The 26,184-nt window shown below is 65.1% G+C and carries 23 protein-coding genes and 1 tRNA gene; 7 read left to right on the forward strand and 17 right to left on the reverse strand.

From position 1 onward, the window contains the following. Positions 1–357 precede the first annotated feature (357 nt). Positions 358–2,391: a peptidoglycan DD-metalloendopeptidase family protein gene (locus ACT53T_RS23105; protein WP_476163040.1), complete on the forward strand. Its 2,034-nt coding sequence runs from the start codon at positions 358–360 to the stop codon at positions 2,389–2,391. A 12-nt stretch (positions 2,392–2,403) separates the two neighbouring features. Here ACT53T_RS23105 and ACT53T_RS23110 read toward each other — a convergent pair whose 3' ends face one another. Next, positions 2,404–2,958, reverse strand: coding sequence for a hypothetical protein (locus ACT53T_RS23110; RefSeq protein WP_476163041.1), 555 nt, complete (start codon positions 2,956–2,958; stop codon positions 2,404–2,406). 90 nt (positions 2,959–3,048) lie between these two features. Further along, positions 3,049–3,294: a hypothetical protein gene (locus ACT53T_RS23115; RefSeq protein ID WP_476163042.1), complete on the reverse strand. Its 246-nt coding sequence runs from the start codon at positions 3,292–3,294 to the stop codon at positions 3,049–3,051. 151 nt (positions 3,295–3,445) lie between these two features. On the opposite strand from ACT53T_RS23115, the gene ACT53T_RS23120 reads away from it, so the two are divergent. Beyond that, a complete protein-coding gene (locus tag ACT53T_RS23120) occupies positions 3,446–4,477 on the forward strand; it encodes an AI-2E family transporter (protein WP_476163043.1) in 1,032 nt (343 codons plus the stop codon). Between the two features lie 3 nt (positions 4,478–4,480). Here the strand turns inward: ACT53T_RS23120 and ACT53T_RS23125 are convergent, their stop codons facing one another. From ACT53T_RS23125 to amoC, 9 genes are all read right to left on the reverse strand, one after another. Next, positions 4,481–4,813 (reverse strand): hypothetical protein, encoded by a 333-nt coding sequence (locus ACT53T_RS23125; protein ID WP_476163044.1) that lies wholly within the window; start codon positions 4,811–4,813, stop codon positions 4,481–4,483. Between the two features lie 109 nt (positions 4,814–4,922). Beyond that, positions 4,923–5,726, reverse strand: a complete 804-nt coding sequence (gene gluQRS, locus ACT53T_RS23130) for a tRNA glutamyl-Q(34) synthetase GluQRS (RefSeq protein WP_476163045.1) — start codon at positions 5,724–5,726, stop codon at positions 4,923–4,925. Positions 5,727–5,751: 25 nt separating this feature from the next. Next, a complete protein-coding gene (cmk, locus tag ACT53T_RS23135; RefSeq protein WP_400768691.1) occupies positions 5,752–6,408 on the reverse strand; it encodes a (d)CMP kinase in 657 nt (218 codons plus the stop codon). Then, entirely contained in the window at positions 6,401–7,783 is a 1,383-nt protein-coding gene (gene aroA, locus ACT53T_RS23140) for a 3-phosphoshikimate 1-carboxyvinyltransferase (RefSeq protein ID WP_476163046.1), read from the reverse strand. Before aroA ends, cmk begins: the two co-directional genes overlap by 8 nt. Positions 7,784–8,190: 407 nt before the next feature. Then, positions 8,191–9,408, reverse strand: a complete 1,218-nt coding sequence (locus ACT53T_RS23145; protein WP_476163047.1) for a hypothetical protein — start codon at positions 9,406–9,408, stop codon at positions 8,191–8,193. A gap of 671 nt (positions 9,409–10,079) precedes the next feature. Beyond that, positions 10,080–10,556 (reverse strand): hypothetical protein, encoded by a 477-nt coding sequence (locus tag ACT53T_RS23150; RefSeq protein ID WP_476163048.1) that lies wholly within the window; start codon positions 10,554–10,556, stop codon positions 10,080–10,082. Between the two features lie 360 nt (positions 10,557–10,916). Further along, positions 10,917–12,203 (reverse strand): bacterial ammonia monooxygenase, subunit AmoB, encoded by a 1,287-nt coding sequence (gene amoB, locus ACT53T_RS23155; RefSeq protein ID WP_400770295.1) that lies wholly within the window; start codon positions 12,201–12,203, stop codon positions 10,917–10,919. A 131-nt stretch (positions 12,204–12,334) separates the two neighbouring features. Next, complete coding sequence (amoA, locus tag ACT53T_RS23160) at positions 12,335–13,105, reverse strand: bacterial ammonia monooxygenase, subunit AmoA (RefSeq protein ID WP_018265987.1); 771 nt, start codon at positions 13,103–13,105, stop codon at positions 12,335–12,337. Between the two features lie 141 nt (positions 13,106–13,246). Next, positions 13,247–14,023 (reverse strand): bacterial ammonia monooxygenase, subunit AmoC, encoded by a 777-nt coding sequence (gene amoC, locus ACT53T_RS23165; protein WP_476163049.1) that lies wholly within the window; start codon positions 14,021–14,023, stop codon positions 13,247–13,249. 820 nt (positions 14,024–14,843) lie between these two features. On the opposite strand from amoC, the gene ACT53T_RS23170 reads away from it, so the two are divergent. The 3 genes from ACT53T_RS23170 to ACT53T_RS23180 all read left to right on the forward strand — a co-directional run bounded on the left by ACT53T_RS23170 (position 14,844) and on the right by ACT53T_RS23180 (position 18,160). Continuing rightward, positions 14,844–16,166 carry a hypothetical protein gene (locus ACT53T_RS23170; RefSeq protein WP_476163050.1) on the forward strand — a complete coding sequence of 441 codons (1,323 nt, stop codon included), beginning with the start codon at positions 14,844–14,846 and terminating at the stop codon, positions 16,164–16,166. Positions 16,167–16,602: 436 nt separating this feature from the next. Beyond that, positions 16,603–17,121: a hypothetical protein gene (locus ACT53T_RS23175; protein WP_026191392.1), complete on the forward strand. Its 519-nt coding sequence runs from the start codon at positions 16,603–16,605 to the stop codon at positions 17,119–17,121. 22 nt (positions 17,122–17,143) lie between these two features. After that, a complete protein-coding gene (locus tag ACT53T_RS23180; protein ID WP_476163051.1) occupies positions 17,144–18,160 on the forward strand; it encodes a Mu transposase C-terminal domain-containing protein in 1,017 nt (338 codons plus the stop codon). 46 nt (positions 18,161–18,206) lie between these two features. Here ACT53T_RS23180 and ACT53T_RS23185 read toward each other — a convergent pair whose 3' ends face one another. Both ACT53T_RS23185 and pgi read right to left on the reverse strand, forming a co-directional pair. Next, positions 18,207–19,163, reverse strand: coding sequence for a phytanoyl-CoA dioxygenase family protein (locus ACT53T_RS23185; RefSeq protein WP_476163052.1), 957 nt, complete (start codon positions 19,161–19,163; stop codon positions 18,207–18,209). A gap of 103 nt (positions 19,164–19,266) precedes the next feature. Further along, positions 19,267–20,907 carry a glucose-6-phosphate isomerase gene (gene pgi, locus ACT53T_RS23190; protein WP_476163053.1) on the reverse strand — a complete coding sequence of 547 codons (1,641 nt, stop codon included), beginning with the start codon at positions 20,905–20,907 and terminating at the stop codon, positions 19,267–19,269. Positions 20,908–21,173: 266 nt separating this feature from the next. Between pgi and ACT53T_RS23195 the strand changes: the two genes are divergently transcribed. Next, a complete protein-coding gene (locus ACT53T_RS23195) occupies positions 21,174–22,211 on the forward strand; it encodes a C45 family peptidase (protein ID WP_476163054.1) in 1,038 nt (345 codons plus the stop codon). Between the two features lie 17 nt (positions 22,212–22,228). On the opposite strand, the gene ACT53T_RS23200 is transcribed toward ACT53T_RS23195, so the two are convergent. After that, complete coding sequence (locus ACT53T_RS23200) at positions 22,229–23,209, reverse strand: L-threonylcarbamoyladenylate synthase (protein ID WP_476163055.1); 981 nt, start codon at positions 23,207–23,209, stop codon at positions 22,229–22,231. Continuing rightward, the gene (locus tag ACT53T_RS23205; RefSeq protein WP_476163056.1) at positions 23,206–23,952 is read right to left on the reverse strand and encodes a proteasome-type protease; all 747 of its coding nucleotides are present in this window, start codon (positions 23,950–23,952) and stop codon (positions 23,206–23,208) included. The genes ACT53T_RS23200 and ACT53T_RS23205 overlap by 4 nt, the downstream gene beginning before the upstream one ends. A 183-nt stretch (positions 23,953–24,135) precedes the next feature. Here ACT53T_RS23205 and ACT53T_RS23210 point away from each other — a divergent pair. Continuing rightward, positions 24,136–24,211: transfer RNA gene (locus tag ACT53T_RS23210), tRNA-Ile, on the forward strand. Between the two features lie 148 nt (positions 24,212–24,359). On the opposite strand, the gene ACT53T_RS23215 is transcribed toward ACT53T_RS23210, so the two are convergent. Both ACT53T_RS23215 and ACT53T_RS23220 read right to left on the reverse strand, forming a co-directional pair. Next, positions 24,360–25,220 (reverse strand): TauD/TfdA dioxygenase family protein, encoded by an 861-nt coding sequence (locus tag ACT53T_RS23215; protein ID WP_476163057.1) that lies wholly within the window; start codon positions 25,218–25,220, stop codon positions 24,360–24,362. A 230-nt stretch (positions 25,221–25,450) separates the two neighbouring features. Further along, on the reverse strand, positions 25,451–26,056 hold the full coding sequence (locus ACT53T_RS23220) for a TetR/AcrR family transcriptional regulator (protein ID WP_476163058.1): 606 nt from the start codon (positions 26,054–26,056) through the stop codon (positions 25,451–25,453). Between the last annotated feature and the right edge of the window lie 128 nt (positions 26,057–26,184).

Below are 26,184 nucleotides of genomic sequence, written 5' to 3' on the forward strand. Positions count from 1 at the left end.
CAATTCCAGAGACGCTTCTTCGTCCCGACGAACCAGCCAGGTTGGCCAACTCCCCAAAAGACGAAGAAACGACTTCGTTCGCCGCTCGTTGGCAGCGCCGCCGTCGATGAACGCCTTATAGGACCGCCCCTCCCGGACTGTCAACGACCGTTTTGGAGATTTTTCACGAAACCGTCGTCGAGATCGTCAACCCTCGGCTTTCCCGGGGTTTCGGCGGTGGATAACTTCAGCGCCGCAATTGGGCCATAATGCGCAGGCTTCGTTTTGCGGTCCCTGGGAGCCGTTCCCGGGCCGTCCATCGAAGCGCCCCGCGTCTCAATCGTTTATCGCACCCGAAAACGGATCGGCCGCCACTCTATGCCCCTCGATGCGAATAGGCGCCTCGTTTCCGCTCTGGCGGAGGTCGACTGGACCGATATCGGCGATCAGCCGGCCATAGAGGCCGACGGCCGGCGCCATTCCCCTCTCGACCGCCGGCGCGTCTCCATTCGTTGGCTCGCCGGCACGGTGCTCACCGGCCTGTCCGGCGCCCTGCTCATCAGCTCGGCGGCCTATACGGCGCTCGATCATCAGTCGCGCTTCGCCGAGGCGCCGACCCGGGCGCAGCTCGGCCGCAAGGACGAGAAGGACAGTCAGGTCGTCAATCCCAAGAAGGGCGACCGCATCGTGCGCTCGGTGGACATTGTCGCCGCCAAGCAGACCTTCAAGACGACGACCACCTCGCGCGCCGGCGAGAAAGAAGTGATGCGCACGCGCGCCTATACGCATGTGGCGACGACGCTGACGCTCGCGCCGACCAGCTTCGCGGAAGAGGTTCCGTCGTTCAATCCGCTGAAGCTGCTGGCGGATTCCCGCAACGCCGCCGATAGCGCGGCGGAGCCGGACATTGCGCCGGACGACGCCGAGGTCTCCTTCGTCACCAGGGACTTCGCGGTCGGCGAGCCGGAGCGGCAGAGCGCCGCTCTGTCGCTCGAGGAGTGTCAGGCGCAGGTGGCCGAGCAGGCCAAATCGCAGATCGCCTCCGGCGCCAAGCCCGCCCTGCCCTTGCCCGGCCAATTGCTGCTGTCGCGCACCAGCCGCGCCTCGCTCGATCCGCAGGCGCTCGCCTATGCGGCGGCGGGAACGCCCTCTGTCACGGCGCCCTTCTCGGCCATCGAGGTGCGCATGGTGCCGGAGAATGTCACGATAGCGCCGCGCTCGGCGGGACCGCAGCCGACGCAGATGGACGAAAAGCTCATCGTGCTGCGCCGCGGGGAGACTCTGGTCGACGCGCTTCTCGCCAATGGCGTGCCAAAGGCGAGCATAGGAGCGGTGGCGGCGGCTTTCGGCGCCAAGCGCGTCGAGACGGCGGCGCGCGAGGGCCAGAAGGTCAAGCTGCTCTTCGCGGATTTCGACGGCTCCGGCGCCAATCTCCAGCTCGCCCGCATCTCGATCTATACGGATGATCGGCTGGATACGATGGTGGCGGCGACCGATCGCGGAACCTTCCTGCAGGTGACCGCCCCCGCCAATCTGGCCAAGGTCGGTCGCCGCGGCTCCGCCAATGTGGAAGAGGATGGCGGCGACGCAGACGACGATCCGGGCGGAATGCGGCTCTACGATTCGCTCTACGAGACCGCGCTGAAGCAGGATATTCCTCGGCCGATCATCAATGATCTCGTGCGCATATTCGCCAATGATCTCGATCTGCAGCGCGGCGTGAACGGCGGCGATTCGCTGGACGTTCTCTATGACGAGAACGAGGAGGGCTCGGGACGCGAGGCGCTGCTCTACGCCTCCATCACCACGCGCAACGAGACCTTGCGCTATTACCGCTATCAGACGGCCGACGACGGGCTCGTCGATTATTATGACGAGAGCGGCCGCTCGAGCCGCAAATTTCTCGTGCGCAAGCCGATCGCCGCGGGCGAGACGCGCTCCGGCTTCGGCATGCGCCGCCATCCGATCCTCGGCTATTACAAGATGCACACGGGCGTCGATTGGGCGGCGCCCATCGGCACGCCCATTCTGGCCGCCGGCAATGGCGTGGTGGTGGAGGCCGGCTGGCACAGCGGCTATGGCCGCCGCGTGGAGATCCAGCACGCCAATGGCTATTCGACCGCCTATAATCATATGTCCGGCTTCGCGCGCGGCATTCGCGAGGGAATGCGCATAAAGCAGGGCCAGATCGTCGGATTTTTGGGCTCGTCCGGCCTCTCGACCGGTCCGCACCTCCATTACGAGGTCATGGTCAACGGCCATTTCGTCGATCCGATGCGCGTCAAGCTGGCGCGCACGCGCGAGTTCGACGGCAAGCTGCTCGCCGACTTCAAGCGCGAGCGCGACCGCATCGATCAGCTGATGGCGAAGGCGCCGAACAACCCCCATGTCGCCACGCGACAGGGGCGGTGAGGCTCCGAACTCTCATGTCGAGGCCTCGCCGCCGCGTCGCCAAAAGGCCGCGGCGAGCGCGCCGAGCACGATGACCGCCAGGATCAGGAACAGCGCCGATTGCTTGAACCAGGCGATGGCCGGCACGGCGACCGCCATGGCGAGGCCGAGCACGGCGATGTCGAAGGACACCTGAATTCCGGCGACGAATGTGCCGAGCGCCAGCAGCAGCAGAAGAGCGAGCCCGGTCGCCGGCGCATTGAGGAAGCTGTTCACGCTCGGCCAGAGCACGATGTTCATGGCGACGAGAAAGGCCGCCCAATGCAGCGCCTGCGTGCGCGCGAGAATGAAGCGCGCCTGGCGGTCCGGCGCCTGCCGCCAGCCTATGGCGACGCAGGCGACGCCGATCGCCACGCCGAGAAACTCCCAATAGCCGTAGAGCGGCTGCTGGGCGAGGCTGGTGTAGGCGACGCCGAAAATGGCGAGGCCGAGCACGATGAGATAGGGCGCCTTGCGCTTCAGCCAAGCGCCCGCCCGCGCCGCGACGGCCTGCTCTCCGAATTCCGGCGCGACGCTATAGTCGTTCATCTTTATCCCCTGCCCTTGGAGGCATGCCGCTCGAAGGCGGACATGCCGCGCCCCCGCCTTCTCGAAGGCGCGCGAATGGGTTCCTGCGCGTCAACGCACGGGAATGCGGACGCGCCGACGGAACAGGCTGCGATGGGTCGTCGGACCACGCACATGGCTGCGCGGGCGCTGCACGCGCGGCGTATGGGACGGGCGCACGAATTGCCGCTCCTGCGCTTCCGCCTCGGACGGAGCGACGACGGCGGCGAGCGGCGCGGCCGCCAGCGCCGCCAGAAGACCGGCGGCGAAAGCGCGACGGGAGAAATTTTCGTCCTTGTTTTCCACTGTGGTCGTCATCTCGTCTCTCCAATTCGTCCGAAAACGCTCGCAGGGAATTAGCGCTCGGCGCGCTTTCGACAATTGCGAGACGTTTTCCCGGGACGGCGGCGCTCTACCTTTTTCTCGCGAGCGCATCGCTCGAGAAAATTGACGAAAAAGCGGGGCGAGCATGGGAGAGCGAGCGGCCGATACGGCGGCGGTCATCGTCATCGCATTCGTGATGCTGGCGGCCTTCTCGATCGGCCAGTCGGTGCTGGAGCCGGTCGTCTTCGCGCTCTTCATCATCGCGCTCATCTGGCCGTTGCAGCAATGGCTGCAGACGTTGACGCCGCGGCCGGTGGCGCTCGTCCTCAGCATCGTCGTCGCGCTCGCGGTCATGATCGCTCTGTCCTCGCTGATCGTGTGGAGCGGCGGCGAGATCGTCGATTGGTTCATCCGCAATATCGAGCGCGTGAAGGCCTCCTTCGAGAACGCGACAAAATGGCTGGAGGCGCATGATATTTTCGTCGCCTCGCTGATCACCGAGCATTTCAACGCCGCCTGGGTGCTGGCGCTGCTGCGGGCGGCGGCGACCCGCGTCAACATATTCGTCGGCTTCGCGCTGGTGGTGCTGATCTATGTGATCATGGGCCTCGCCGAGGCCGGCGGATTCGAGAAGAAGCTCGCCGCCTCACGCAGCGAGGCGACGGCGCGCTCTCTGCTGCAGGCCGGCGCGCGCATCGCCGAAAAGCTGCGCCGCTACATGCTGGTGCGCACAGTGGCGAGCCTCGTCACCGGCGCGGTGGTCTTCCTCTTCGCGCTGGCGATCGGCCTCGATCTCGCCGCGGCCTGGGGCGTCTTGACCTTCGCCTTGAATTACCTGCCCTACATAGGCCCGGCGGCGGCGACGCTGCTGCCCGCGCTCTTCGCCTATGCGCAATTCGATTCCGGCCAGATGGCGCTGGTCGTGCTCGGCGTGCTGAGCATTATTCAGCTCGTCATCGGCAGCGGGCTGGAGCCGGCCTTCTCCGGCTCGGCGCTCGCAATGTCGCCGACGGTCGTCGTCTTCTCCGTCCTGCTGTGGACGTTTCTCTGGGGCCTGCCGGGCGCCTTCATCGGCGTGCCGATCGCCATCGCCTTTCTGACGCTGTGCGATCAATTCCCCTCGAGCCGCTGGGTCGCGGCGCTGCTCTCCGACAAAGGGCCGCGCGACGAGGGCTGAGGCTCAATCGACCGCCGGCTGCGGCGGAAAGGGGAAATCGGCGAAGCCCTGCTCGACCGAGGCGCGCCGGAGCTTCGCGAGACTGTCCTGCGCCTCCTTCTCCGTGTCGAAGCCCGGGCAGGTCAGCGCCCCGAAGCGGAAGCGATGCGAGGCCTCGAGACTCTGGCGATAGGCGTTCACCGTGGCGCCGTCCCAAAAATCGGCCTCGCGCACCTGATCGTGAACGACGACCTTGGTCCCGCCCAGCAGGCCATGGGTGAAGCAATAGCCATAATTAGCCTCGGCGGCGGAAGTCGTCGCCGCCAGAGCGGCCAGCGCGGCGAGCAATATCCTCATCGGGTGATCCTTCGCGAAAAGGCGGGAGATTTAAACTCGAGCAAGAATGCATGATTTGATCCGGGACGACAAGCGCCGCGTCCCGAGCGCCGTATCCCGCCCGACCGACTTACGACAGATCGAGCATGGCCCGCACATCGGCCGGCGTCACGCCCTCGGCCCGCAAATCCCGCAATGGCTTGGAGAGCCGGCTCTTGGCGAGCTTGCGGCCGTCCTCGTCCAGCACCAGCGCATGGTGGCGGTAGGCCGGCGCCGGCAGGCCGAGCAGTTCCTGCAGCAGCCGATGAATCCGGGTCGCCTCATAGAGGTCCCTGCCCCGCACCACATCGGTGACGCCCTGCAGCGCATCGTCGACGGCGACGGCGATGTGATAGCTCGTCCCTATGTCCTTGCGCGCCAGCACGACGTCGCCCCACTCCTGCGGCGCGGCGACGATCTCCTTCCCATGCTCGCGCCACGAGACCTCGCCGCCGACCAGCGCCGCCGCCTTCGCCATATCGAGCCGCAGATTGGCGCCGGCGCGCGCGAGCCTCTTGCCGCGGCAGGTTCCGGGATAGAGCGGCGCGCCGTCGAGATCGCGCCCCCGGCTCGCGCCGGCGATATCGGCGCGCGAGCAGACGCAAGGATAGAGCAGCCCCAGCGTGTCGAGCTTTGCGAGCGCCGCGGCGTAATCGTCCAAATGCTCGGATTGGCGGCGGACCGGCTCCTCCCAGGACAGGCCGAGCCAGGCCAAATCCTCATGGATCGCGGCCTCGAGCTCCGGCCGCGCCCGCCCCTGGTCGATATCCTCTATCCGCAGCAGGAAGCGGCCGCCCTCACGCTGCGCGAGATCGAAGCCGAGAAGCGCCGAATAGGCGTGGCCGAGATGGAGATAGCCATTGGGCGACGGCGCGAAGCGAAAGACTTTTCTCATGTCCTCGCGCATCGCGTCGCCTCGCTCAGCCGACCTTTCCGGCGAGCTCGGCCTTTTCCCGCACAATGTCCCGCGCGGCGGCGAAGGCGGCCTCTATGTCGAGATCGGTGGTGTCGAGCCGCACGGCGTCATCGGCGATTTTCAGCGGCGCCGAGCTGCGGCCGCTGTCGCGCTCGTCGCGGCGGCGGATATCCTCGAGAATATGCGCGTAATCGACGCGCTCGCCGCGCGAGGCGAGCTCCAGCGCGCGGCGCTGCGCGCGCTTCTCGGCGCTGGCGGTGACGAAGATTTTCACCGCGGCGTCGGGGCAAATCACCGTGCCTATGTCGCGCCCGTCCAGCACCGCGCCTTCCGAGCGCGCGGCGAAGCTGCGCTGCGCCTCGATGAGCGCCGCGCGCACCTGCGGAATGGCGGCGACGACGGAGGAAGCCTCGCCCAATTCGCGCGAGCGCAGCCGCGCCTCGTCGAAATCGCAGAGCGCGAGGCCGCGCGCCGCCTCCACCGCCGCGCGAATATCGTCGAGCGCGCGCCCGTCGTCGAGCAGCGCGCAGGCGGTGGCGCGATAGAGCAGGCCGGTGTCGAGATGCGGCAGGCCGAATTGCGCCGCGAGCCGGCGCGCCAGCGTGCCTTTTCCCGAGGCCGCCGGCCCGTCTATGGCGATGACAAGTCCCCGTTCAGGCAAAGCGAGCCCCCAGCCCTTCCATCAGGGCGCGAAAATTCGGAAAGCTCGTGGCGATCATGCGATCGTCGTCCACCACCGCGGGCGCGTCGGCGCCGAGCCCCATGACGAGAAAGCTCATCGCGATGCGATGGTCGAGATGCGTCTCGACATTTCCCCCGCCTTTCACGCGTCCGGCCCCGCCGCGCACGATGAGATCGTCGCCGACGATCTCGCAATCGACGCCATTGGCCTTCAGCCCGGCGGCGATCGCCTCGAGACGATCGGACTCCTTCACCCGCAGCTCGGAGAGCCCGCGCATGCGCGTCTCGCCCTCGGCGAAGGCGGCCGCCACGGCGAGGATCGGATATTCGTCGATCATCGACGGCGCGCGCGCCGCCGGCACGTCGACGCCCGTGAGGCGCGAGGCGGTCACGCGAATATCGGCGACCTCCTCGCCGCCCTCCTCTCGGACGTTCTCGAGCGCGATCCTCGCGCCCATCTCGGCGAGCGTGGCGAGGAGCCCGCAGCGCAGCGGATTGGTCATCACCCCTTCCACCACGATCTCGGAGCCCTCGGCGATCAGCGCCGCCACAATGGGAAAGGCCGCGGAGGACGGGTCCGCCGGCACGCGCACCAGGCTCGGGCGCAGCTCGGGCCGTCCCTCCAGCGTCACCTTGCGCCCATGCGCGCCATAAGGCTCGCTGACGACGCGGGCACCGAAATGGATGAGCATTTTTTCCGTATGGTCGCGCGAGGCCTCGCTCTCGATGACCACAGTGCGGCCCGGCGAGTTGAGCCCGGCCAGCAGCACGGCGGATTTGATCTGCGCCGAGGCGACCGGGGTCTTGTATTCGATCGGCAGAGGCTCGGCGGTTCCCTGCAGCAGAATCGGGCAGCGCCCGCCCTCCGCCTGCTCCAGCACGCGGGCGCCCTGCAGGACCAGCGGATCGAGAATGCGGCGCATCGGCCGCTTGCGCAGCGAGGCGTCGCCGTCGAAGCGCGCTTTGATCGGATGGCCGCCGACGACGCCCATCATCAGCCGCGAGCCCGTGCCGGCATTGCCGAAATCGAGCGTCTCGCGCGGCTCCAGCAGCGAGCCGAGGCCCGGCCCGCGCACGCTCCAGCTCCCCGGCCCGAGCCGCTCGACGCGCGCGCCGAGCTTGCGGCAGGCTTCGCCCGTGCGCAGCACGTCATCGCCCTCCAGCAGCCCCTCGACGCGCGTCTCGCCCACCGCCAGCGTCCCCAGGATCAGCGAGCGATGCGAGACGGATTTGTCGCCGGGCGGCCGGCAGCGTCCAGTAAGGCCGCTGGCGCGGAGCGCGCGGAGCGGCGAGGGGGAATGTTCGGCGTCGGTGTGCAATCTGGCTCGATCTCCCGCCGCGGCGCCGTTTCCCATGGCCCGCGCGGCATCGGCATATACAACGCGCGCCGCCGCGTCACAAATGCCGCGCGCAGACGCGAGCGCGGGGGGGCGAGAGTGGCGCCTTGGGGTTCCGAATTCAGGCTCCGAACGCAGCTCGACGAGCAGACGCCTCTCCAGCGTCATGGCCGCGCTCGTCGCGGCCATCCACGCCGCGACGACGCAGGAAAGCTGAAGAATATGTGCGGAACGACGCCGGGTCGTCTTTCTACGTGTGTCGCATGCCCCGGCGTGGATGCCCGCGACGAGCGCGGGCATGACGCGGCTGCATAGGAATTGTTGAGCGGGATTCGGGCCATGCGCGGAACGGGAAAGTCGTGCCGGGAGCGGACGTTGACGATTATTCAGTAAGAGGATGCCTTTGCTTGGCAGTTACGAGGCTCTCAGGAATAGAACGCGAACTGATCAAGCGTGAGCAACGCCTGCAGTGCCCGTGACTCTGTATAGTGTTCGGCTTTTGCACGCCCGTGCCCAACTGCGTTTCTGGCTACACTCGATTGATTCGATTCAACATCAAAATCCGCATAGGTGTAGTGTTTTAGATAGTGAGCAAACTCGACGGGGAAGAACAGCGTGTCCTTTCCTCCCGCCATCTTAGTGGCGGTGTCCACAGTGAATTCCAAAAGCTTACTGATTTTACGAGTATGCTGTCCGGTCGAAGCGAAATAGGCCTCAGCGATTATACCCTCAATCTCGGTCAGCACCACTTTCAGACAGGCCACCCAGTCACCTTCTTTATAGGCCTTCACGCCAGAGCGAAGGATGGCTTCCTTTTCCTTGAAATGAGGCCTGGACATCCAACGGTCGAACATCCGATCCAGGCGCTCGCAAGTGAACTTTTTTGCAAGCTCGGCCTCTGCCTCAAGCAGTGGAAAACCGGCCTCGCAGGCATTGCTCAGAGTTTTGAAGTCCCCAGTCATTATCTCGATGAAAGGAAACCAACCTGCGGCAACGACGCGCTTAAAGGTCGCCTCATTTGCCAGAACTGAATAGAGGTCGGCGTAGCGCATCTGTCGACATAACGTGCCAAGATCGCGTTTTGCATCCTCAATGTTGAGGTGACCTCCAGGGTTAAAGTCGAAAAATAGACCGAACCGAAACCCTTCACGGAAAAGGACGATTATTCGGTCCTCCGTCGCGATGTCTACCAACGGAAACCACATACCGGTGACGTCAGCGATATCACTCTCAAAGAGTACAGTCCCAGAGGATGCGTTTCGTTTCAGACGAGTCTCATTCATGATCGCTGCGGCGTCGATCCATAGTGCCGCCGTATTGTCCGGCTTTATTACCAGAAGAATTGTGCTGGCGTGGAGAAGGGCTGGATATTCTCCAGCCTGCTGGGTGCAGTGGCTTATTACCGAAATGAGATTCGGCGCCACTCGATGAAACACAGCTTGGTCTGAACACATTGTGGCGCGTGTCCACACCTTGACGGAAGTTCCGGGCATTGCCGCCTCGGCAGACACCCCATTAAACTTCGCGTCGCTCAGGATGATGGGCTTGCCGGGGTTGCGAACCATTACACCCGATCTCGAAGACCCAGGATCAGCTTCTGCCTTGCTCGCTTCATCGTGTTCGGAAATTGTCGTGCCTATCATTTATTCGCCCCGATGGAAGTCTGGATTGGTCATAACCCTACACCCTACCCCTGAACCGCGCCCCTTGACACGTCCTGAAAATATTCCTACACCCTTCCCACCTCCGCCCAAGAAGGGCGCGTTTCTCGGGTCAGGGAGCGCGGGCGGGGGGCGGCTCCATCCGGGATGGCGACCCCCGTCCATGGACAGCCAGCGCGTCGCCGGACGGCGTTCTTCTCCCGTCCATAGGGAGAAACAAGAACCGTTCGTGATCCCAGGCCGTCGGACTCGATCGCGTCTTGATCGAGAACCCCAGGATTCGCGGGTTCGACCAAGCCTCGGGATGTCGACGAGAACGACAACCGCGTTTCGGGACGCTCCGGCCCCGGATGATTTCCTCGCGCACCGGCCGAAGGGGCCGGAGCGTCCCGAACCGCCCTTCCCTCCCCGCCGCCGCGAGGCGCCGTGGCGCGCCCGTGCGATCTGAATTATTTCCTAGCCGCGCGTCATACCCTTTCCGGCGGATCGCTTCGCGCGGCGTTCGCCGCCTTCCTTCTCCCCGCTCGCGGGGAGAAGGTGAGGATGAGGGGCTCGGGGCGCTTTCCGTCCGTGGCTCACGCCCCGAGCCCCTCACCCCGGCCCTCTCCCCGCAGGCGGGGAGAGGGGGAACGCGCCCCGAAGAGCTGAAAGCATCAGAGCGCGGTCGATGATCGGTCCCCGGCTTCACCCGGCGCGTCGGCTTCCGTCAGACGGTCACGCCAGCACGCCACGAAGGCCTCGAAAGACGCCTCATCGGCGAAGATCACATCGACATGCCATTCGATGGTCTGAACGCCCTCGTCCCACAGCCGGCTCTCCTGGCGCCAATGAAAGGACGGCCAGGCCGGGTTGCGATAGGCGGGGCTCGCCGGATAATCCGGCGGATGCAGCGAGGGACGGCCGAGCAGATCGATCAGCCATTGCATGATCTCGGGCAGAAACGTGCAGCCGAAGGAGACGCCATGGCGATGAATGCGATGCACATCGCGCAAGATATTCTGCCGAATCAAAGCGATGGCCGGCGGCTGATCGGCCGCGCGAAATTCCCGCAGCACGAGCAGCCGAAAGCCGCGCTCCAATAATTGCGCCGGAACGGCGCGGACATCCCCGGCCTGCTCGTGATCGTGCATCGCGACCCTGCTCGCTCGCCCGGCGGAGGCCGGGATGCGCTCTCCGCACGCAAGCGCCGTGCCCCCGTCCGCCAGAACGGTCGGATGAAAGACAACAATCCTCCCCCTCTTGCTGAGGAGCCCACGAAGCGGGCGTCTCGAAGCACGAGGGGGAGTTCCAGATGGCCGCGCATGAAGATTTCCTCGTCCTTCGAGACGCCGCTTCGCGGCTCCTCAGGACGAGGAAACCTTCAACCCATCGCCCTGCCCCGCCCCCATCCTCGGGCAAAAAAAAGCCGCCCGGACGAACCGGGCGGGGAGGAAGTTTCACACCAACACGCGGAGAAGAGTGAAGAGAACCGCGTGAAGCTCGTGGTTCGGTCAGAGCGTCGCTCCGGCCGCGAAGCGCGGGATCACCGGGCCGCCGATCTCGACGCCGACGCGATTGCCCGACGGGCTGAAGAAGAACAGCAGGCCGCCGAACTGGCTGTCGGTGTCATAGGCGAGGTCGGACAGGCGCTCGATATCGAAGCGGGCGTCCTGAACGCTGATCGTGACGTCGCGCGTCTCGCCGGGCGCGATGGGCGTCTCGTCGCTGACGGAGAGGCCGCGATCGGCGAGCAGATATTCGGGGAACTGCGGCCGCGTGGTGAACACAGCGGGGTTGAGGAAGCGCAGGCCCGCCGTCGTGAACTCGCCGATCTTCACCGGCTCGGTTCCGCTATTGGTGACGCGCAGCTTCACCGACAGCTCGCGGCCCGGCACTGTGTAGGAGCCGCCCTTGAATTGCGCCGTCACAGTGGCCGGCGGAAGCGCGATCGGATCTATGCCCTTGAGCAAGCCCGCCTGCATCGGCAGCGTGCGTGGGAAGGCGCTATTGGCCCAGGCGTAGCCGAAGAGAACCGCCAGCAGGGAGGCCGCCAGCCACAGGCCGCCGATGCGCTTCTCGCGCAGGGTGATGAGCTCATTGGCCTTGCCGGCCTTCACCCACCAATAGCGCACGATGAGGCCCTTGGTCATGAACCAGTAGAGGATCCAAACCGCCGCGGCCGCCATCCAGGCGAAGTGATAAATGTAGGTCCAGGTGATGCCATAGGTCTCGAGATCGATGGTCGAGCCGTCGAGCAAAGTCACCGGATTGGTGAAATTCGCCATGTCGCCCTTGATGGTGATCCACTCGCCGGGGCCGACGATGGGTCCGCCGCCTTCGACGTTCATCTGCACATGGACGTGGAAACGCCCCTGCCGGCGGGCTTTGAGCACGAGCTTATACTCATAGTCCTTGCCGACCTGCAGAGAGAAGGAGCGCGGCGCCGGCACGTCGCCGACATAAGCGCCCTTGCGAATGAGCACCGGGCCGGGCTCGCCGACGTTCAGAAAGGCGACGTCCGGCTTGGCGACGGCCTGCGGCCAGCCGGAGAAGACATGCACCTTGCCGGAGAGCACCATCTCCTCATTGACGTTGACCTCGGTCTTCGACCATTTCACATCGTACCAATTGAGCGTGCGCATGCGCAGAAAGGCCTGCTGCGAGCGTTCGCCATGCGCCGATGCGGGCGTCGCCGCCGGCAGAGTGGTGGCGGCGATCGCCGCGGCGAGGCCGAAGGCCAGAGCGCGCAGCGCCCGCGGCCTCACGCATCCCGCCAGTGTCGCGAGGAGCTTGTTCATCATTTCGATCTGTCTCCCTTGTCCTTGTTTTCTCGGCCGCGCCGTCATTCGCGACGGGCCTCTTGGATTTCTTGCTATTTCTGGGCGAAGCGGGCCGCAGGTCCGCCTCGCGCTCGCGAATATTCGCGGGATCAAATGTCGTCGACCTCGATGTATTTGGTGTTGGTGAACCAGGTGCCGATCTTCCACCACAGGAAGTAGATCAGCATGGAAATGAAGGAGGAGAAGAAGGCCGCGACCGGAACGACGTCCTTGCCGAAGGTGCGCAGCGTGCCGCGCTCGACCATGCGGATATATTCCGGCGTGCCCGTGCGGACGTAGTTGAAGCCGATGAGATCGGCGAGCGTCAGCAGCACGCCGTCGATCTCGGCGGACTGGTGATATTGCGCCAGCACCGGCCAGTTGATCGGATAGAACAACAGGCCCCAGCCCATGGAGCCGACCAGCGCCGTCACCAGCCAACTGCCCGACAGCATCAGCACCACATCGAGCCAGAAGCCCATGGGGATGAGCGCCGAGGGGAAGACCAGATTGATCGGGAAGAAGGTCCAGCCCCAGAAATTGTCGTAGCGGTTGATCCATTCGCCGGTGAGCAGCGCAAGGCATGCGACCGTGGCGCCGATCGGCAGACGGAACTTCTGCCACAGGAAGGATTGCACCGCGGCGGCGAAGCACATTGCGACGATGGGCGCCACCGTCGGCCACATGCGGCGATCTTTGAAGTCGATCCAGAAGTCCCAGTCGCCGGCGAGCAGCATATAATGGATGTGGAAGGATCCGAGCACCACGGCGAATAGCACGACGAGGAGAATCCAATCGGTCAGCATCACGCAGCCGAGAAACTCCTCCTTCGATTTCCATGCCTTGCCGGCTGGAGCGCCGGCCTCTGTGGAAATGGACATTTCGTTCTTGCTCCTTGAGATTGTCGCCTCCCCGGCGCAGCTGCGCCGGATATTTCTTTTTTGCTTGCTCCGCCCCCGCCGCGACCGCGCGCGAGGCGCGATCGCTTTACCGAGGAGGAGAATGTGCGAGCGTGCGAAGGATCAGAGAGAGAGCGCGTCCTTCTCATATTCCTTGGAGAGCTCGATCACGCGATCGAGCACTTGGCAGGCGGTGCCAAAGACGGCGAGCGCGAACCAGCCGAAGAACACGAAGCCCCAATGCAGCGGCGCCGTGAACAGCTCTTCCATGAACCAGAAGGTGTGGCCCCACTCGTTCAGGCCGATGTTCGGGAAGATCATGAAGGGGCCCGCGAAGAACAGCAGGAAGGGCAGCGAGATTTTCTTCGCGAATTGCGGAATGCGCGTGCGCGCATACATGAAGGCGCCCCAGCCGGCGATGATGTAGATCGGATAGCTGAGGTAGAACTCCAGAATATGGCTGGGCGTGAAGTCGGTGTCGCGAATGACCGTCTGATGCCAGGTGCCGTCCTGCTCGGTGAAGTAGGAAGCGCCCCAATAGACGGTGAAAGCATAGATCGCGAGCCAGCCGATCAGCGTCAGCAGACGGCGCATCTCCTCGCGCGGCGTGACGGCGTCTATGTTGCGGTCGCGCGTTTTCCAGAGATAGCCGCCGATGCCGCAGAAGGCGATGAATTCGAGCGGCAGCTCGGTCCACATCAGGTTCAGCCAATAGGTCTGAAACTCGGGCGCGAAAGAATCGAGGCCCGCCTTCCAGCCGAAATACTGCTCATAGATGCGGATCGTCACATAGAACACGAAGAGGCAGATCATCGTCCAATAGGCAGGCCAGTAATTGACGATGGTGTCGCTCTCCGCGGCTCGGATGGATCCGGCCGCTTTCTCCGTTGTCAGACTCATTGTCGGGTTCCTCCTCTTTATAAAGTCATCGGCTCGAAAACGGTCTCCCGCCGTTCCGAATGACATTTCGTCTCCCCGTGCGGGCGGGGCCGCGACTGCCTTCCCAGCGGCGTCGCGGCCCCGCGCGCCACGTTCGGCGCGTGACGCGGACGCCGGAACTATTTCGGCGCCGCGCCTCTTTGCAGTAGAGCCCGAAAGCTCTTTGCATGTCGGAACCTACCATGTCGCTCTCGGCGCTTGTCAATTGATCATAAAGAATACATATGCGACATTATGCTGCATATACTGCAGTTAATACTTATATAGCGCGATATTTTGATATTTTAATATTATAAAAATTGAGACTCGCGCGGATAACTCCACATTTTACGCTGCACTTTTGAATGATACGAATTATAAAATATGAGATTGTCCCGTATTATTAAGTACTGCGACATTGTGCCGCCTGCATATGCTTGTTGTGACTCGCCTCCTCTTGCCTCAAAAACAGGGCGTGCGCCGCCTTCGAGACGCGGCGTGGACCAATTTTTAAAAAACGGGAGGAGAAGCTCGAATGCTGCACAAGGTCGAAGAACTCAAATGGGTCGTGCTGTGGATCCTCGTCACGGTCTTCGTATTCGCGATCTTCATTCCGACGGTGAACAGAGCGCTCAATCTCTGATCCTGCGCGACGCGCGAGCGCTGCGCGCTCGCCGCACGCAAAGGTCGGCGCAGGCAGGGAAAATCCGCCTGCGCCGAAACGGCGGGAGGTTTTCGCGCCGAGCGAATTGGTCTATATCCGCCGCGGCTCGAAACCACGGGCGGCGGCATGGATCAGACTTTGACAACGACGATTCTCTATGACGACGACGAGATACGCGTCATCTGGGCTCCGGCAGATTCGAAAATCGTTCTGATCACCTTCGGCGATGCGATCACGCCGGCCAAGGACCATCGTTTTTTCGCCGACACGCCTTTGCGGAAATCGCAAATCGCCGCGATCGGCGTGATGGCCAAGCGTGCCAATTGGTATCCGTCCGAAAATCTCCGCAGAGCGTCACAGATCATTCTGGAGACGATCGCCGATTATGAGACGCGCGTCGCCTATGGCGGCTCCATGGGCGGCTATGGCGCGGTGAAGTTCTCGCGTCTTCTCGCCGCCACGCATGTCATCGCAATGTGCCCGCAATGGTCGATCGATCGCGAGGAATGCGATGGAAGAGACCCGGGCTGGCAGCAGGATTTCATTCCCTCGATGCGCGGCATGGCGATCCGCCCGGCGGACGTCGCCGGCGACGTGTTCATATTCGCCGATTCCTATAACGCCATAGACGATTTTCACTGCCGCAAGATCGTGGAGACCTGTCCCGACGCGCATTTCATCAAGGTGCCGAGGGTGGATCATCACGTGACCACGGTTTTCGCCGGCGCCGCCAATCTGCGCGCGCTCATCGACGGCGCGCTGACGCGCGACATGGCGGAACTGCGCCGAATCGCGCGTCAGATTCGCAAGAGCCATTGGCGCTGGCAGAGCCGCATTCTGCAATATGCGATGCGCCGCTTCCCGCGCCTCGCCGCCTCCTATCTCGCCGGCTCCGACAATCGCGATCTGCTGCGCGAGAATTGGCGCTATTTCCCGCAGCTCATCAGCCATCTCGCCCAGACGGCCGGCGCGCCGCGCGCGGTCGCCTTCTATGAGGAATATTCGTCGCTGATCCCCGGCCCCGCGGAACGGCTGCTGATCGGCGCTTTTCTCGCGAGCGTGACCGGCGCGCGTATCGCCATTGCGACGACCCACGACTCGGCGCTGGTCTATGACGTCTCCGAGAACCGAGCGATCCACAAGCCCGGGCCGCTCGCGCCATGGGAGTTTCTGGTCGAGGCCGAATATCACGGCGCGGAAGTCACGCTGCTCGCGACCGTCGGCGGAACGAGATTCCCGCTTTCCGTGACGGAGAATGGATCGCTCGCCTTCGAGAGCAAAGGGCGGCGAGAGAGCATGGGCTTCGAGCTCATTCAGAACACGGACGACGAATTCACCCTTCGCCACAACGCCAAATATCTCTCCGCGATGCGGATGGGCGGCGTCGCCTGTGATCGCGACGGGCCCTATCGATGGGAGATGTTCCGCTTCCGGCCCTTCGGCGGAGCGAGCGCTCCGTAAAGGCGATTCGATCGAAAGCGCGGTGCGCGGTCGACGGGCGCTCGCTATGGCCTTCGCGGCGCCCCTCACAAAATCGACTACGTACGGATACGCATTCCACTGAATCGGCGAGAGTCTACGCTGCGACATTATGTAGCAAGACTGGTTCTATTCGATTTTCGGCCGCCATTCTTGCTATTTTGAACTATTCCAATTCCGTGAAACGTCGTCGAAACACATGGTTTACTAGGGCTTTCTCGCCCGCGCCCCCGCGCGGAAACGGGCGCGCCCGCGCGAGCCCCGCCGAGAGGCTCGGCGGGCGCGCGCGGACCGTTCAAAATCGAACGTTGTCTTCGGTTTTGAAATCATGAGAAAAAAGTCGCCTCGCAGCGCCGTGCGGCGATATGATCGGCGCGCGCGCTGCGAGAGGTTCAGTCTGCACGAGGAACGCCTGGAAATGAGCGGAAACGTTCTCGACCCCGACCATCCCCGCCTGGCCCCGGCGCCCGAACGCAAGCTCGAGACGTCGATTGGACGCGAGAGACGCAGCCGGCGCCCGGATGAGAATCGCCATCGCGAGGAGGTCATTCGCGAGGTTCTCACGCGAGAGGGCGAGCGCCTGTCGCAGGAGGTCATTCGCAAGCTGACGAGCGATCTCGGCGTTTCGCGCGCCACCGCCTATCGCATGATCAAGACCTTCCGCAGCTGCGGCGCCGTCACCGCGCCGATGACGCGTCCGGTCGGCCGCCCCAAAGGCGCGCGCGTGCTCGATTCGGCGCGCGAGACTCTCATTCGCGACACGATCGAGACCTTCTACCTGCAGCCTTCGCGGCCCAAGTTCAGCCAGCTCGTGCGCGAGATCGCCAAGCGCTGCTTGAAGGAGCGGCTGCCGGCGCCCAATTGGCGCACCATCAAGGCGCGCGTGCACGATATCGACATCCAGACGCGGGCGCGGCGGCGTAGCGAGAGCGAGTAGAACGAGAGCGGCGGCGAGCAAGGTGCGGAAGAGATCAGAGGCCACGCGGCCGCTCGAGGCCGTTCAGATCGATCACGCGAAAGTCGACGTGATGATCGTCGACGAGGACTCCGGCCGCGAGCTCGGCCGGCCCTGGATCACGCTCGGCGTCGACGCGCTCACACGCATGGCGACGGGCTTTCACCTCGCGCTGACGCCGCCGACGCGGCTGTCGGCGAGCCTCGCCATCCTCCACTCCGTCTGCGACAAGACGCGCTGGCTGGAGGAGCGCGGCGTCGATTTCGATTGGCCCGTCGCCGGACTGCCGGAGGCGATCCATGTCGACGCCAACAGCTTCTTCGGTCGCCGCGCCTTGGTGCGCGCCTGTCGCGAGATCGGCATAGAGACGGTGTGGAGCGAGCCGGCGAGCGCGCGCTATGGCGCGCATATACAGGAGCTGATCGGCAGCCGCTTGGGCTGCGTTCCGCTCATAACCGATATCGGCCCAATGGAGCGCGGCGAGCGTGATCTCTATGTCGGGCCGCATGCGCAACGTCTGACGCTGCGCGAGCTCGACAGCTGGATCGGCGCGGAGATCGCCGGCGTCTATCATTGCCGCAAGCATCGCGATCTCGGCCGCGCGCCGCTGACGCTGTGGCGCAAGCATATGCGCGACGATCTGCTGCGCCTGCCGCTCGATTGCGTGAGCTTCCGCCTGTCGCTGCTGCCGGACGACGAAGGCGTGCTGGACCAGGAAGGACTGCGCCTGCACGGCCGCCTCTATTGGTCGCGCGCCATCGCCGATGATTTCGCCGCCGGGCGCAAGCGCCTTGAGGCGCGCTATGATCCGAACGATCCTTCGCGCATTTTCGTGCGTCGCCCCTCTGGCCGATTCGTGAAGGCGCGCGCGCTGGCGATCACGACGACGATCGAGGCGCCGCCGCCAGACGTCGAATTGTCCGAGGACTCGATCAGCGCATCCGTCGTGACCGGCGCGACCGCCATCTCCTGCGCGCGCAAATGCGCGAACGCCTGCCCGTTCCTGCCCGCAGATCGCTGAGCATCGAAACGAAAACTGGAGCGTTTTCGAGCGAAGCGGAAAGACTCTAGCTCGCGCGCGCCGAGCCTATCCCGCGCCTGCCGAGCAGCCCCGCAGCTGCAGCCCGCAGCTTTTGGCCGAGCAGCCCGGCGAAGCTCACGCGCGGCGGCCGCTCATAGGCGGCCTCAAGATATGACGCCACCTCGCCCAGCGGCGAGCCGTCGCCATGACGATCCAGCGCCTCGAGCACATAGCGGTATTTTTCGTGATTGGTCATGGACAGCACGAATTTCTCGAGGCTGCCCCAGCTCAGCAGATGCTCGCGCCGAACCGGCGTTCCGCCGCGCGCCATGCGGAAGGACACGGCCAGACGATCGCATTGGCGATCCTGCGTGCGGTGAAAGACATCGCCGCGGAACAGCAGCAGATCGCCCTCGGCGAGCCGTGGCGTCTCGGCGAGCGCCTCGACATCGAAATCGAAAGCGTGCTTTTTCCCGGTGTCGCGAACGAGAACGGTCGTGCCGCCCGATTCGCGCTTCAGCGACATGGCGCCTTGTCCGACCGTCAGCCGATGCGCACCGGGCGCCGCCGCCTCGAGACGGTCGAGCGCAGCCAATGTCAGCCCGGTCTTCTCCGGGTCGGGCTTGGCGATGGGAATGAACATGTGAAGATAGTCCACATGGTTCTCGCCCCACAGCCACCAGCTGTCATGATCCTGATGCCACGCGTCGGTCACGCCCGCCTTGGCCTTGCGCGAGGACCAATAGACCGCGCCGCTCAGCATATCGGCGCGCGTCTCGCTGCCCGCCGCCAAGGCGCGGCAGACGTCGAGCAGGCGCGGCTTCATCTCTTGCGCGCAAGCGGGCGTGACGTCCTTCACGCCATAGAAACGAAAGCTCACGCGAGAGGCCTCGTCGAAATCGCGACGCAGCCGCTCTATCTCCTCTCGGGAGAGAAATCCGGGGACGGCGACAAATCCCTTGGCGCGGTATTCCGCGATCTGATCTTCGGACAGGGTCGACATGCAGCGGGCCGGCTGTGAAATATTGAAACGACTAAGGTCGAATTGATAAAAACTCTATCGTCGCGCAGGGCCGCGCGTCAATCACGCATCGGCGAGCGGAAAGTCAGGCTTCCCGCCGCCGCCAGCGGATGAGTCCCGCCGTCGAGCCGTCGAGCCCGGCGAGCGGCGCATTCTCGTCCTCCACGATCGGCGCCAGACGATTGGCCAGCTCCTTGCCGAGCTCCACGCCCCATTGATCGAATGGGTTGATGTCCCAGATCGCCGATTGCACGAAGACCTTGTGCTCATAGAGCGCGACGAGGCGGCCGAGCGTGCGCGGATCGAGCCGGCGATAGAGCAGCACGCTGCTCGGCCGATCGCCGGTGAAGACCTTGTGCGGCGCCAGCGCCTCGACGCGCGCGGCGTCGAGGCCCGTGGCGGCGAGCTGCGCTTTCGCCTCGGCGAGCGTGCGCCCGCGCATGAAGGCCTCGCTCTGCGCGAGGCAATTGGAAAAGAGCAGCGCGTGATGATGCGCGTCGGCGTCGATCGGCTCGGCGGCGATGAGGAAGTCGATCGGCGTAACGTCGGTTCCCTGATGCAGCAGCTGAAAAAAAGCGTGCTGGCCATTGGTCCCCGGCTCGCCGAACACGATCGGTCCGGTCGCGAATTCCGCGACGCCGCCGTCGCGCGTCACCGATTTGCCGTTCGACTCCATGTCGAGCTGCTGCAAATAGGCGGGAAAACGCGCGAGGCGCTGATCGTAAGGAATGATCGCCTGCGCCGCCCTGCCCTCGACGTCGCGATGAAACACGCCGATCAGCCCCATCAGCGCCGGAATATTGCGCTCGAGCGGCGCGCTGCGGAAATGCTCGTCCATGTCGAAGCCGCCGCGCAGAAATTCCGTGAAATTCTCCGGGCCTATGGCGATGACGAGCGAGAGGCCGATGGCCGACCAGATGGAATAGCGGCCGCCGACCCAATCCCAAAAGCCGAAGACGCGCGATGTATCGACGCCGAATTCCGCGACCTTGTCGAGCCGCGTCGACACCGCGGCGAAATGCGCGGCCACCGCCGCCTCGCCGAGACGCTCCACGATGAAAGCGCGCGCCAGCGCGGCGTTGGCCATTGTCTCCTGCGTGGTGAATGTCTTGGAGGACACGATGAACAAGGTGCGCGCCGCATCGAGCCCGGCGAGCGTGTCCGCCATATCGGCGCCGTCGACATTGGAGACGAAATGCGCGCGCGGGCCGCCTTTGCCGAAGGGCGCGAGCGCGCGCGCCGCCATGGCCGGGCCGAGATCAGAGCCGCCTATGCCGATATTGACGATATCCGTGAACGGCGCGCCGCCGGCGCCGCGCAACTCGCCCGAACGCAGCGCGCGCGCAAAGGCGTAGACTTTCTCGCGCTCCGCCTCGACCGCGCCGCGCACATTCTCGTCGCCGACGATGAGCGGGCGATCCGAGAGATCGCGCAACGCCCAATGGGCGGCCGCGCGGCCCTCGGTGAGATTGACCGGCTCGCCGGCGAACAACGCTGCGCGCGCGCCTTCGAGATCGGCGGCGTGGGCGAGCGCGAGGAGCAGACGCAAGGTCTCGCCGTCGATCCGATGCTTGGAGAAATCCAGCAGGAAATCGTCGAGCGCCACCGAGAATTTCGCGAAACGATCAGGGTCGGCGGCGAACAGATCGAGCGTGCGCGACCCGCGCAGCGCCCGCGCATGATCCTGCAGCGCCGCCATTGCTTCGAGAACGCGCGGACGGGACATTCGAGCTCCTCCCGAGACGACGGCGACGCTCACGGTCCCCGCCTCGCTGTTTTCTTTAGCCGATCCGCGCCGAATGCGCGCGCCTCGCAGCGCAGAGATTTTCGCCGGCGCGGGATCGGAGCGCTTTCCGATCGATCCGAGAAGGTTCCGAGGCGAATCACCGCGTCCCCTCTCGGCGGAGATATACGACGGGTTGCTTTCCGACTGTATTATGACAGTTACATGTGTGATTTATATCGTTCGGATGACATGGCGGAGGAGCCTTGGTGCGGCAAATTCCCTTTCTGGATGTGAGAGATGGCGGCCCCATCGCCCATGCCGCGGCGCGCATCGCGGCGGCCGAGGCGCTGCGTGACGCCTGTCTCGCGCCCATGCCGCGCTGGGGCCATGTCTGCCTCGCGCCGCTCGATCGGCTGGCGCGATCCTGGCTGCAGAAATCCGCCTCCCGCTATTTCGAGGATTTGGAGCGCATCGCGGAAATATTGGGATTTCACGGCGCGGCCACCCTCAACATGTCCTATCTCTTCGCCTGCACCACCCAGGCCTTCGTCGCGCCCGACGGCGCGCCGACGATTCGGCGCTCGCTCGACTGGCCCTTTCGCGGCCTCGGCCGCGGCGTCGAAATCGCCTGGGCCGCCGGCCCGGCGGGCGGCTTCTACAATGTGACCTGGCCGGGGGCGATCGGCGTGCTGACGGCCATGGCGCCCGGACGCTTCTCGGCGGTGATCAATCAGGCGCCGATGCGCCGTCGCATCGATGGCGTCGCCGCCTTCCCTTATGATTTCGCGCTCAATCTCGCCAATGCGCTGAAATATGAGACCGGCTGGCCGCCGGACCATCTCCTGCGCTACGCTTTCGAGACTTGCGCGACATTCGAGGAGGCGGTCGCTCTACTCGCGCGGGAGCCGCTGGCGCGGCCGGTGCTGTTCACGCTGACGGGAACCGCGCCACATGAGATCGCGCTGATCGAGCGGACCGAGCGCGAGGCCCATGTGCTGCGCGGCCCGGTCATCGTCGCCAATGATTGGCAGCAGCCGCGTCCCGGCTGGCGCGGCCGCATGGGGCCGGAGAATAACGAAGCCCGTCGCGCGCTGATGCGCGAGACTTCGGCCGACGCCGCGCCCTTCGCCTGGGCCGTGCCGCCCGTGCTCAATCACACGACGCGCCTCGTGGTCGAGATGACATCGACCCACGCGGATGGCCTCGCCGCGCGCGGCTATGAATGCGCGCCCTGGCGTAGCCTGCCGGAGCCGGCGACGATGGATTTCCGCCTCGGCGACGACGCAGCCGCTCTTGCGGCCTGATTATCCAGGCCGCCTGATTACTTGGGCGCCGCCGCGCGCCGCAGCCGATCATTGATCGCCTCGCCGAGCCCATGCGCCGGAATCGGCGCGACGGCGATCGCCTTCGCGCCGCTGGCGTCCAGCTCGCGCAAATAGAAGAAGAGATTGGCCGCCGCCTCCTCGAGATCGGCGGATGGGGACAAATCCATGATCGGCCCGGCCCCGCCCCGCTCGGCGAGGCGGCCGCCGAAATCGAGCCCGGCCTCGCCCGCGCGCAGCTCTTTCGCCTCGAGCCGCAGCCGCGCCGATGGCGCGTAATGGGAGGCGGTCATCCCCGGCGCGACGATCGCCGCCGCGCCGTCCTCGCCCTCCAGCGGCGCGCCCAGGACCTGCTCCAGCGCCTCCCGCGCCAAGGCGCCCGGCCGCAGCAGCCGCGGCCGCCCGCCGAGAAAGGCGACGATCGTCGATTCGACGCCCTTGTCCGCCCGCCCGCCATCGATGACGAGATCGACCCTCGGCCCGAGATCCTCCAGCACATGCGCAGCCGTCACGGGGCTGACATGGCCGGAGCGATTGGCGGAAGGCGCCGCGATCGGCCTCCCCGCCGCCAAAATCAGCGCCCGCGCGACCGGCGCCGAGGGCGCCCTGAGCGCCACGCTTCCGAGCCCGGCGCGCGCCAGCTCGCAGACCGAGCCGCCAGCCGCCCGCGGCGCCACCAAGGTCAGCGGCCCCGGCCAAAACGCCTCGGCGAGCCGCAGCGCCTCCGGCGGCAGCTCCGCCTCACGCCGCGCCGAATCGATATCGGCGACATGGGCGATGAGCGGATTGAAGCTCGGGCGTCCCTTGGCGGCGTAGATTTTGGCCACCGCCGCGGCGGAGGTCGCATCCGCCCCGAGCCCATAGACCGTCTCAGTGGGAAAAGCGACGAGCCCGCCCGCGCGCAAAATGCGCGCGCCTCGTTCGATCGCCTCCTCCCCGGCCGGCGCGAGCCGCGCCGCGCCGTCCTCGCTCCGCGTCATCGCGCCCCGCCATAGGGCGGCGCGGGAATGGCGATATGCGCGGCCCGCAGCGCCCGTGACCAGCTCTCGCGCAAATCGCGGAAATAAGGATCGGAGCCGTCTATGCGCGTCGAGACGTCGGTATGCAGCGCATCGCGGCGCAGCAGAGCGATATCGACCGGCAGGCCGACGGAGAGATTGGAGCGAATCGTCGAATCCATGGAGATGAGCCCGATCTTGAGCGCGTCGAGCACATCCGTGTCGAAGGACACCGCGCGGTCGAGGATGGGCTTGCCATATTTGTGCTCGCCGATCTGCAGATAGGGCGTGTCCTGCGTGCATTCGATGAAATTGCCCGCCGTATAGATCATGAACAGCCGCAGCTGACCGGAGCCGATCTGCCCGCCGAACAGCAGCGATACGTCGAAGCTGACCCCCGAATCCTCCGCCCCCTCCCCCGCGATGGCGTGCGAGCGCCGGACGGCGCGGCCGACGAGCTGCGCGGCCTGCAGCATACCGCGCGCGTCGACGAGACGCTCGATCTCATGAGTCTCGGGATTTTCCAGCCCTTCCGCGAGCAGAGTGACGGCGCCCTGGGTGACGGAGAGGTTTCCGGCGGTGGCGAGCATCATGACGCGCTCGCCCGGCTGCTCGAAGACATGGAGCTTGCGAAATGTGGAGATATTGTCGAGCCCCGCATTGGTGCGGGTGTCGGCGATCATGACGAGGCCGCCGCGCACGAGAATGCCACAACAATAGGTCATCGCCGCTCCGATAGCTCTGGCCCGGCTCCGACGCCGGGCGCGTCCGGCGGGCGGGCGGCGCAACTTAGCGCATCGCAAGGGAATTGGCCGCGCGAAAATCAGCCGGCGCCCAATTTTCGATCGGGCGTTGCGGCGCGGCGCGAATCCGCTATAGGAACATTATTCCCGGCCGAAACGGCGGCTGGGCCGGTAGCTCAATGGTTAGAGCCGGCCGCTCATAACGGTCTGGTTGCAGGTTCGAGTCCTGCCCGGCCCACCAATGAAATCAATATCTGACAATGTCGAGACGAGTCGCGCGACGCTCCCGTCCTTTGTTCGATTAATGAACGAGCCGACTCGTCTCGTGACGGCGGACAAAAAATGACGGGAGGCCGTCGGGCGCCGAAGGCCCGAGCGCGGAGGCCGAGTCAGGCGAGCCTGCTCTCGCGCCTTCGCGGCTGTGGCTCGTCCCCTGCGATCGTCGTGCGTGTGATCAATCGTCCGCTCTCTGGCGCATAGGGGGTCACGCGGCGCATCACGCCGGTATTATCGAAGATCAGCAGATCGCCGACCTCCCATTGGTGGCGATAGACGTAGCGAGGCTGCGTCGCCCATTCCATGAGGTCGCGTAGCAGCATGCGGCCTTCATCCGTGTCGGCGCCGTCCACATGCGAAACGGCGCTGCCGAGCATGAGCGATTTGCGGCCCGATTTTTTGGTCCAGACCAGCGGATGGACCTTGGGCGCATGGCTGCGCCATCGACGCAGCTCCTCATAGGAGGGCGTGGGATCGATCAGCCATTGCGCCGTCTCGACAGTGTGGACGACATGTAGATCGCCGATCGAGGTCTTCACCGTGTGCGGCATTTCTTCCCAGGCGACGCAGATGTTGCAGAATTCGGTCTGCCCTCCCGTCGCCGACAGCCGTCTCGCATTGAGAATGGAGGCTGCGGACGGCGCATCGTCGGTGGCGCCGTCGATGCGCCAATGGAACGAGCCTCTCACATATTCCGCAGCGGCAGGGCTCGCCGCTTCGTCGAGCGTGATCCGAAACAGGCCGTCATCGCCCTGCGGCGACAGTTCGCCGAGGGTTCGAGTGAAGGCGCGCTGCTGCGCATCGTCGAGATGGAGGCCGCGAAAGACGAGAACGCCGCGCCGCTCCAAAAGATCACGAATTTCCGTCGCGAGACGGCCGCTCAGCAGGGACGCGGCGTCGATCTCGACCTGCGCGCCAATATTCGGCGTGAGGTCGAGAGCCTGCAATTTCGTTTCGGCCGAGGACGACCTCATGGCGATGTTCTCCGAGCGACAGCGGCCTAGACCGGGATCGACGAGCCCGCCCGGCTCGAGATAGGGCGCGGAAGCGATGCTGGAATGGGCGGAACCTCGCCGTCCGAAACGACAGCTCGCGCCTCGACTAGCCGCGTCGGAATTAGCACCTATTCTAAAAACCGTCCAGATGGTTTGTTTATAGGATAGACCCGATCCGGCGTACTTTCTCACGTCGAATCAGCGGCCTGCTATTCGCTCGATGCGGACGGAGCCGGGGAGCCGTCGGCCGTCTCGGTCCGCTCGGTCCAGGAGGCCTCATCGAGCAGACGATCGAACAGGCGGTCGCGCTCCTCCTCGCCGAGCGGGCAAAGGCCCAGCAGCGCGCTCATCGCCAGGCCGCGCGCCGCCGCCCAGCGCAGCAGCGCCAAATCCTGATCTTTCGCCTCCGCCTTGATCGCCTCCAGCGATTCCGCGTCGCTCTCGCGCGCGATCGAGAGCAGGCTCGGATCCTGCCCGAGGGCGCCGAAAATCGCGAAAGCGACCGGTTGCGGCTCGACCAGCGTTTGACGCAGCGTCGCGATTTGCGCGGCGAGATGCGGCGAAGCCTGACCGGCGCCGTGCTCGGCCATATAGGCGCGCGAAAAATCCGCGAAATAGTCGATCTGATGCTCGAGCAGGGCCTTGAGCACGGCCTCCTTGGTGCGGAACTGATGCATCAGCCCGCCTTTGCTGACGCCGCTCTCGCGGGCGATCGCATCCAGCGTCAAGCGCCCCGGCCCCTCGCGCGCGATGATCGCCAGCGCGGCCTGGATGACCGCCTTGCGGGTTCGTTGCGACCTCGACGCGTTGTCCATGTCCCCTCACGTGATCTGCGCCCGCGCCACAGAGCCGGCGCTCTCTCACATATAGCGCGCCCCGCGATCGGATTGGAGCATAGCGCCCACATTGGCGCCCGCATTGGAGGGACTCCATTCGACTCCAA

It is taken from the genome of Methylosinus sp. DMC45, assembly GCF_056313885.1.

Excerpts from the sequence above, each read along its gene's own strand:
- ACT53T_RS23150 (WP_476163048.1), bottom strand. The coding sequence starts at position 10,556 with ATGCACGATCACGAGCAGGCCGGGGATGTCCGCGCCGTTCCGGCGCAA.
- ACT53T_RS23220 (WP_476163058.1), bottom strand. The coding sequence starts at position 26,056 with ATGGACAACGCGTCGAGGTCGCAACGAACCCGCAAGGCGGTCATCCAG.
- ACT53T_RS23125 (WP_476163044.1), bottom strand. The coding sequence starts at position 4,813 with ATGAGGATATTGCTCGCCGCGCTGGCCGCTCTGGCGGCGACGACTTCC.
- ACT53T_RS23205 (WP_476163056.1), bottom strand. The coding sequence starts at position 23,952 with ATGACCTATTGTTGTGGCATTCTCGTGCGCGGCGGCCTCGTCATGATC.
- amoA (WP_018265987.1), bottom strand. The coding sequence starts at position 13,105 with ATGTCCATTTCCACAGAGGCCGGCGCTCCAGCCGGCAAGGCATGGAAA.
- ACT53T_RS23105 (WP_476163040.1), top strand. The coding sequence starts at position 358 with ATGCCCCTCGATGCGAATAGGCGCCTCGTTTCCGCTCTGGCGGAGGTC.
- ACT53T_RS23110 (WP_476163041.1), bottom strand. The coding sequence starts at position 2,958 with ATGAACGACTATAGCGTCGCGCCGGAATTCGGAGAGCAGGCCGTCGCG.
- ACT53T_RS23145 (WP_476163047.1), bottom strand. The coding sequence starts at position 9,408 with ATGATAGGCACGACAATTTCCGAACACGATGAAGCGAGCAAGGCAGAA.
- amoC (WP_476163049.1), bottom strand. The coding sequence starts at position 14,023 with ATGAGTCTGACAACGGAGAAAGCGGCCGGATCCATCCGAGCCGCGGAG.
- ACT53T_RS23120 (WP_476163043.1), top strand. The coding sequence starts at position 3,446 with ATGGGAGAGCGAGCGGCCGATACGGCGGCGGTCATCGTCATCGCATTC.
- ACT53T_RS23215 (WP_476163057.1), bottom strand. The coding sequence starts at position 25,220 with ATGAGGTCGTCCTCGGCCGAAACGAAATTGCAGGCTCTCGACCTCACG.
- pgi (WP_476163053.1), bottom strand. The coding sequence starts at position 20,907 with ATGTCCCGTCCGCGCGTTCTCGAAGCAATGGCGGCGCTGCAGGATCAT.
- amoB (WP_400770295.1), bottom strand. The coding sequence starts at position 12,203 with ATGAACAAGCTCCTCGCGACACTGGCGGGATGCGTGAGGCCGCGGGCG.
- ACT53T_RS23115 (WP_476163042.1), bottom strand. The coding sequence starts at position 3,294 with ATGACGACCACAGTGGAAAACAAGGACGAAAATTTCTCCCGTCGCGCT.
- ACT53T_RS23185 (WP_476163052.1), bottom strand. The coding sequence starts at position 19,163 with ATGTCGACCCTGTCCGAAGATCAGATCGCGGAATACCGCGCCAAGGGA.
- ACT53T_RS23200 (WP_476163055.1), bottom strand. The coding sequence starts at position 23,209 with ATGACGCGGAGCGAGGACGGCGCGGCGCGGCTCGCGCCGGCCGGGGAG.
- ACT53T_RS23175 (WP_026191392.1), top strand. The coding sequence starts at position 16,603 with ATGAGCGGAAACGTTCTCGACCCCGACCATCCCCGCCTGGCCCCGGCG.
- aroA (WP_476163046.1), bottom strand. The coding sequence starts at position 7,783 with ATGGGAAACGGCGCCGCGGCGGGAGATCGAGCCAGATTGCACACCGAC.
- gluQRS (WP_476163045.1), bottom strand. The coding sequence starts at position 5,726 with ATGAGAAAAGTCTTTCGCTTCGCGCCGTCGCCCAATGGCTATCTCCAT.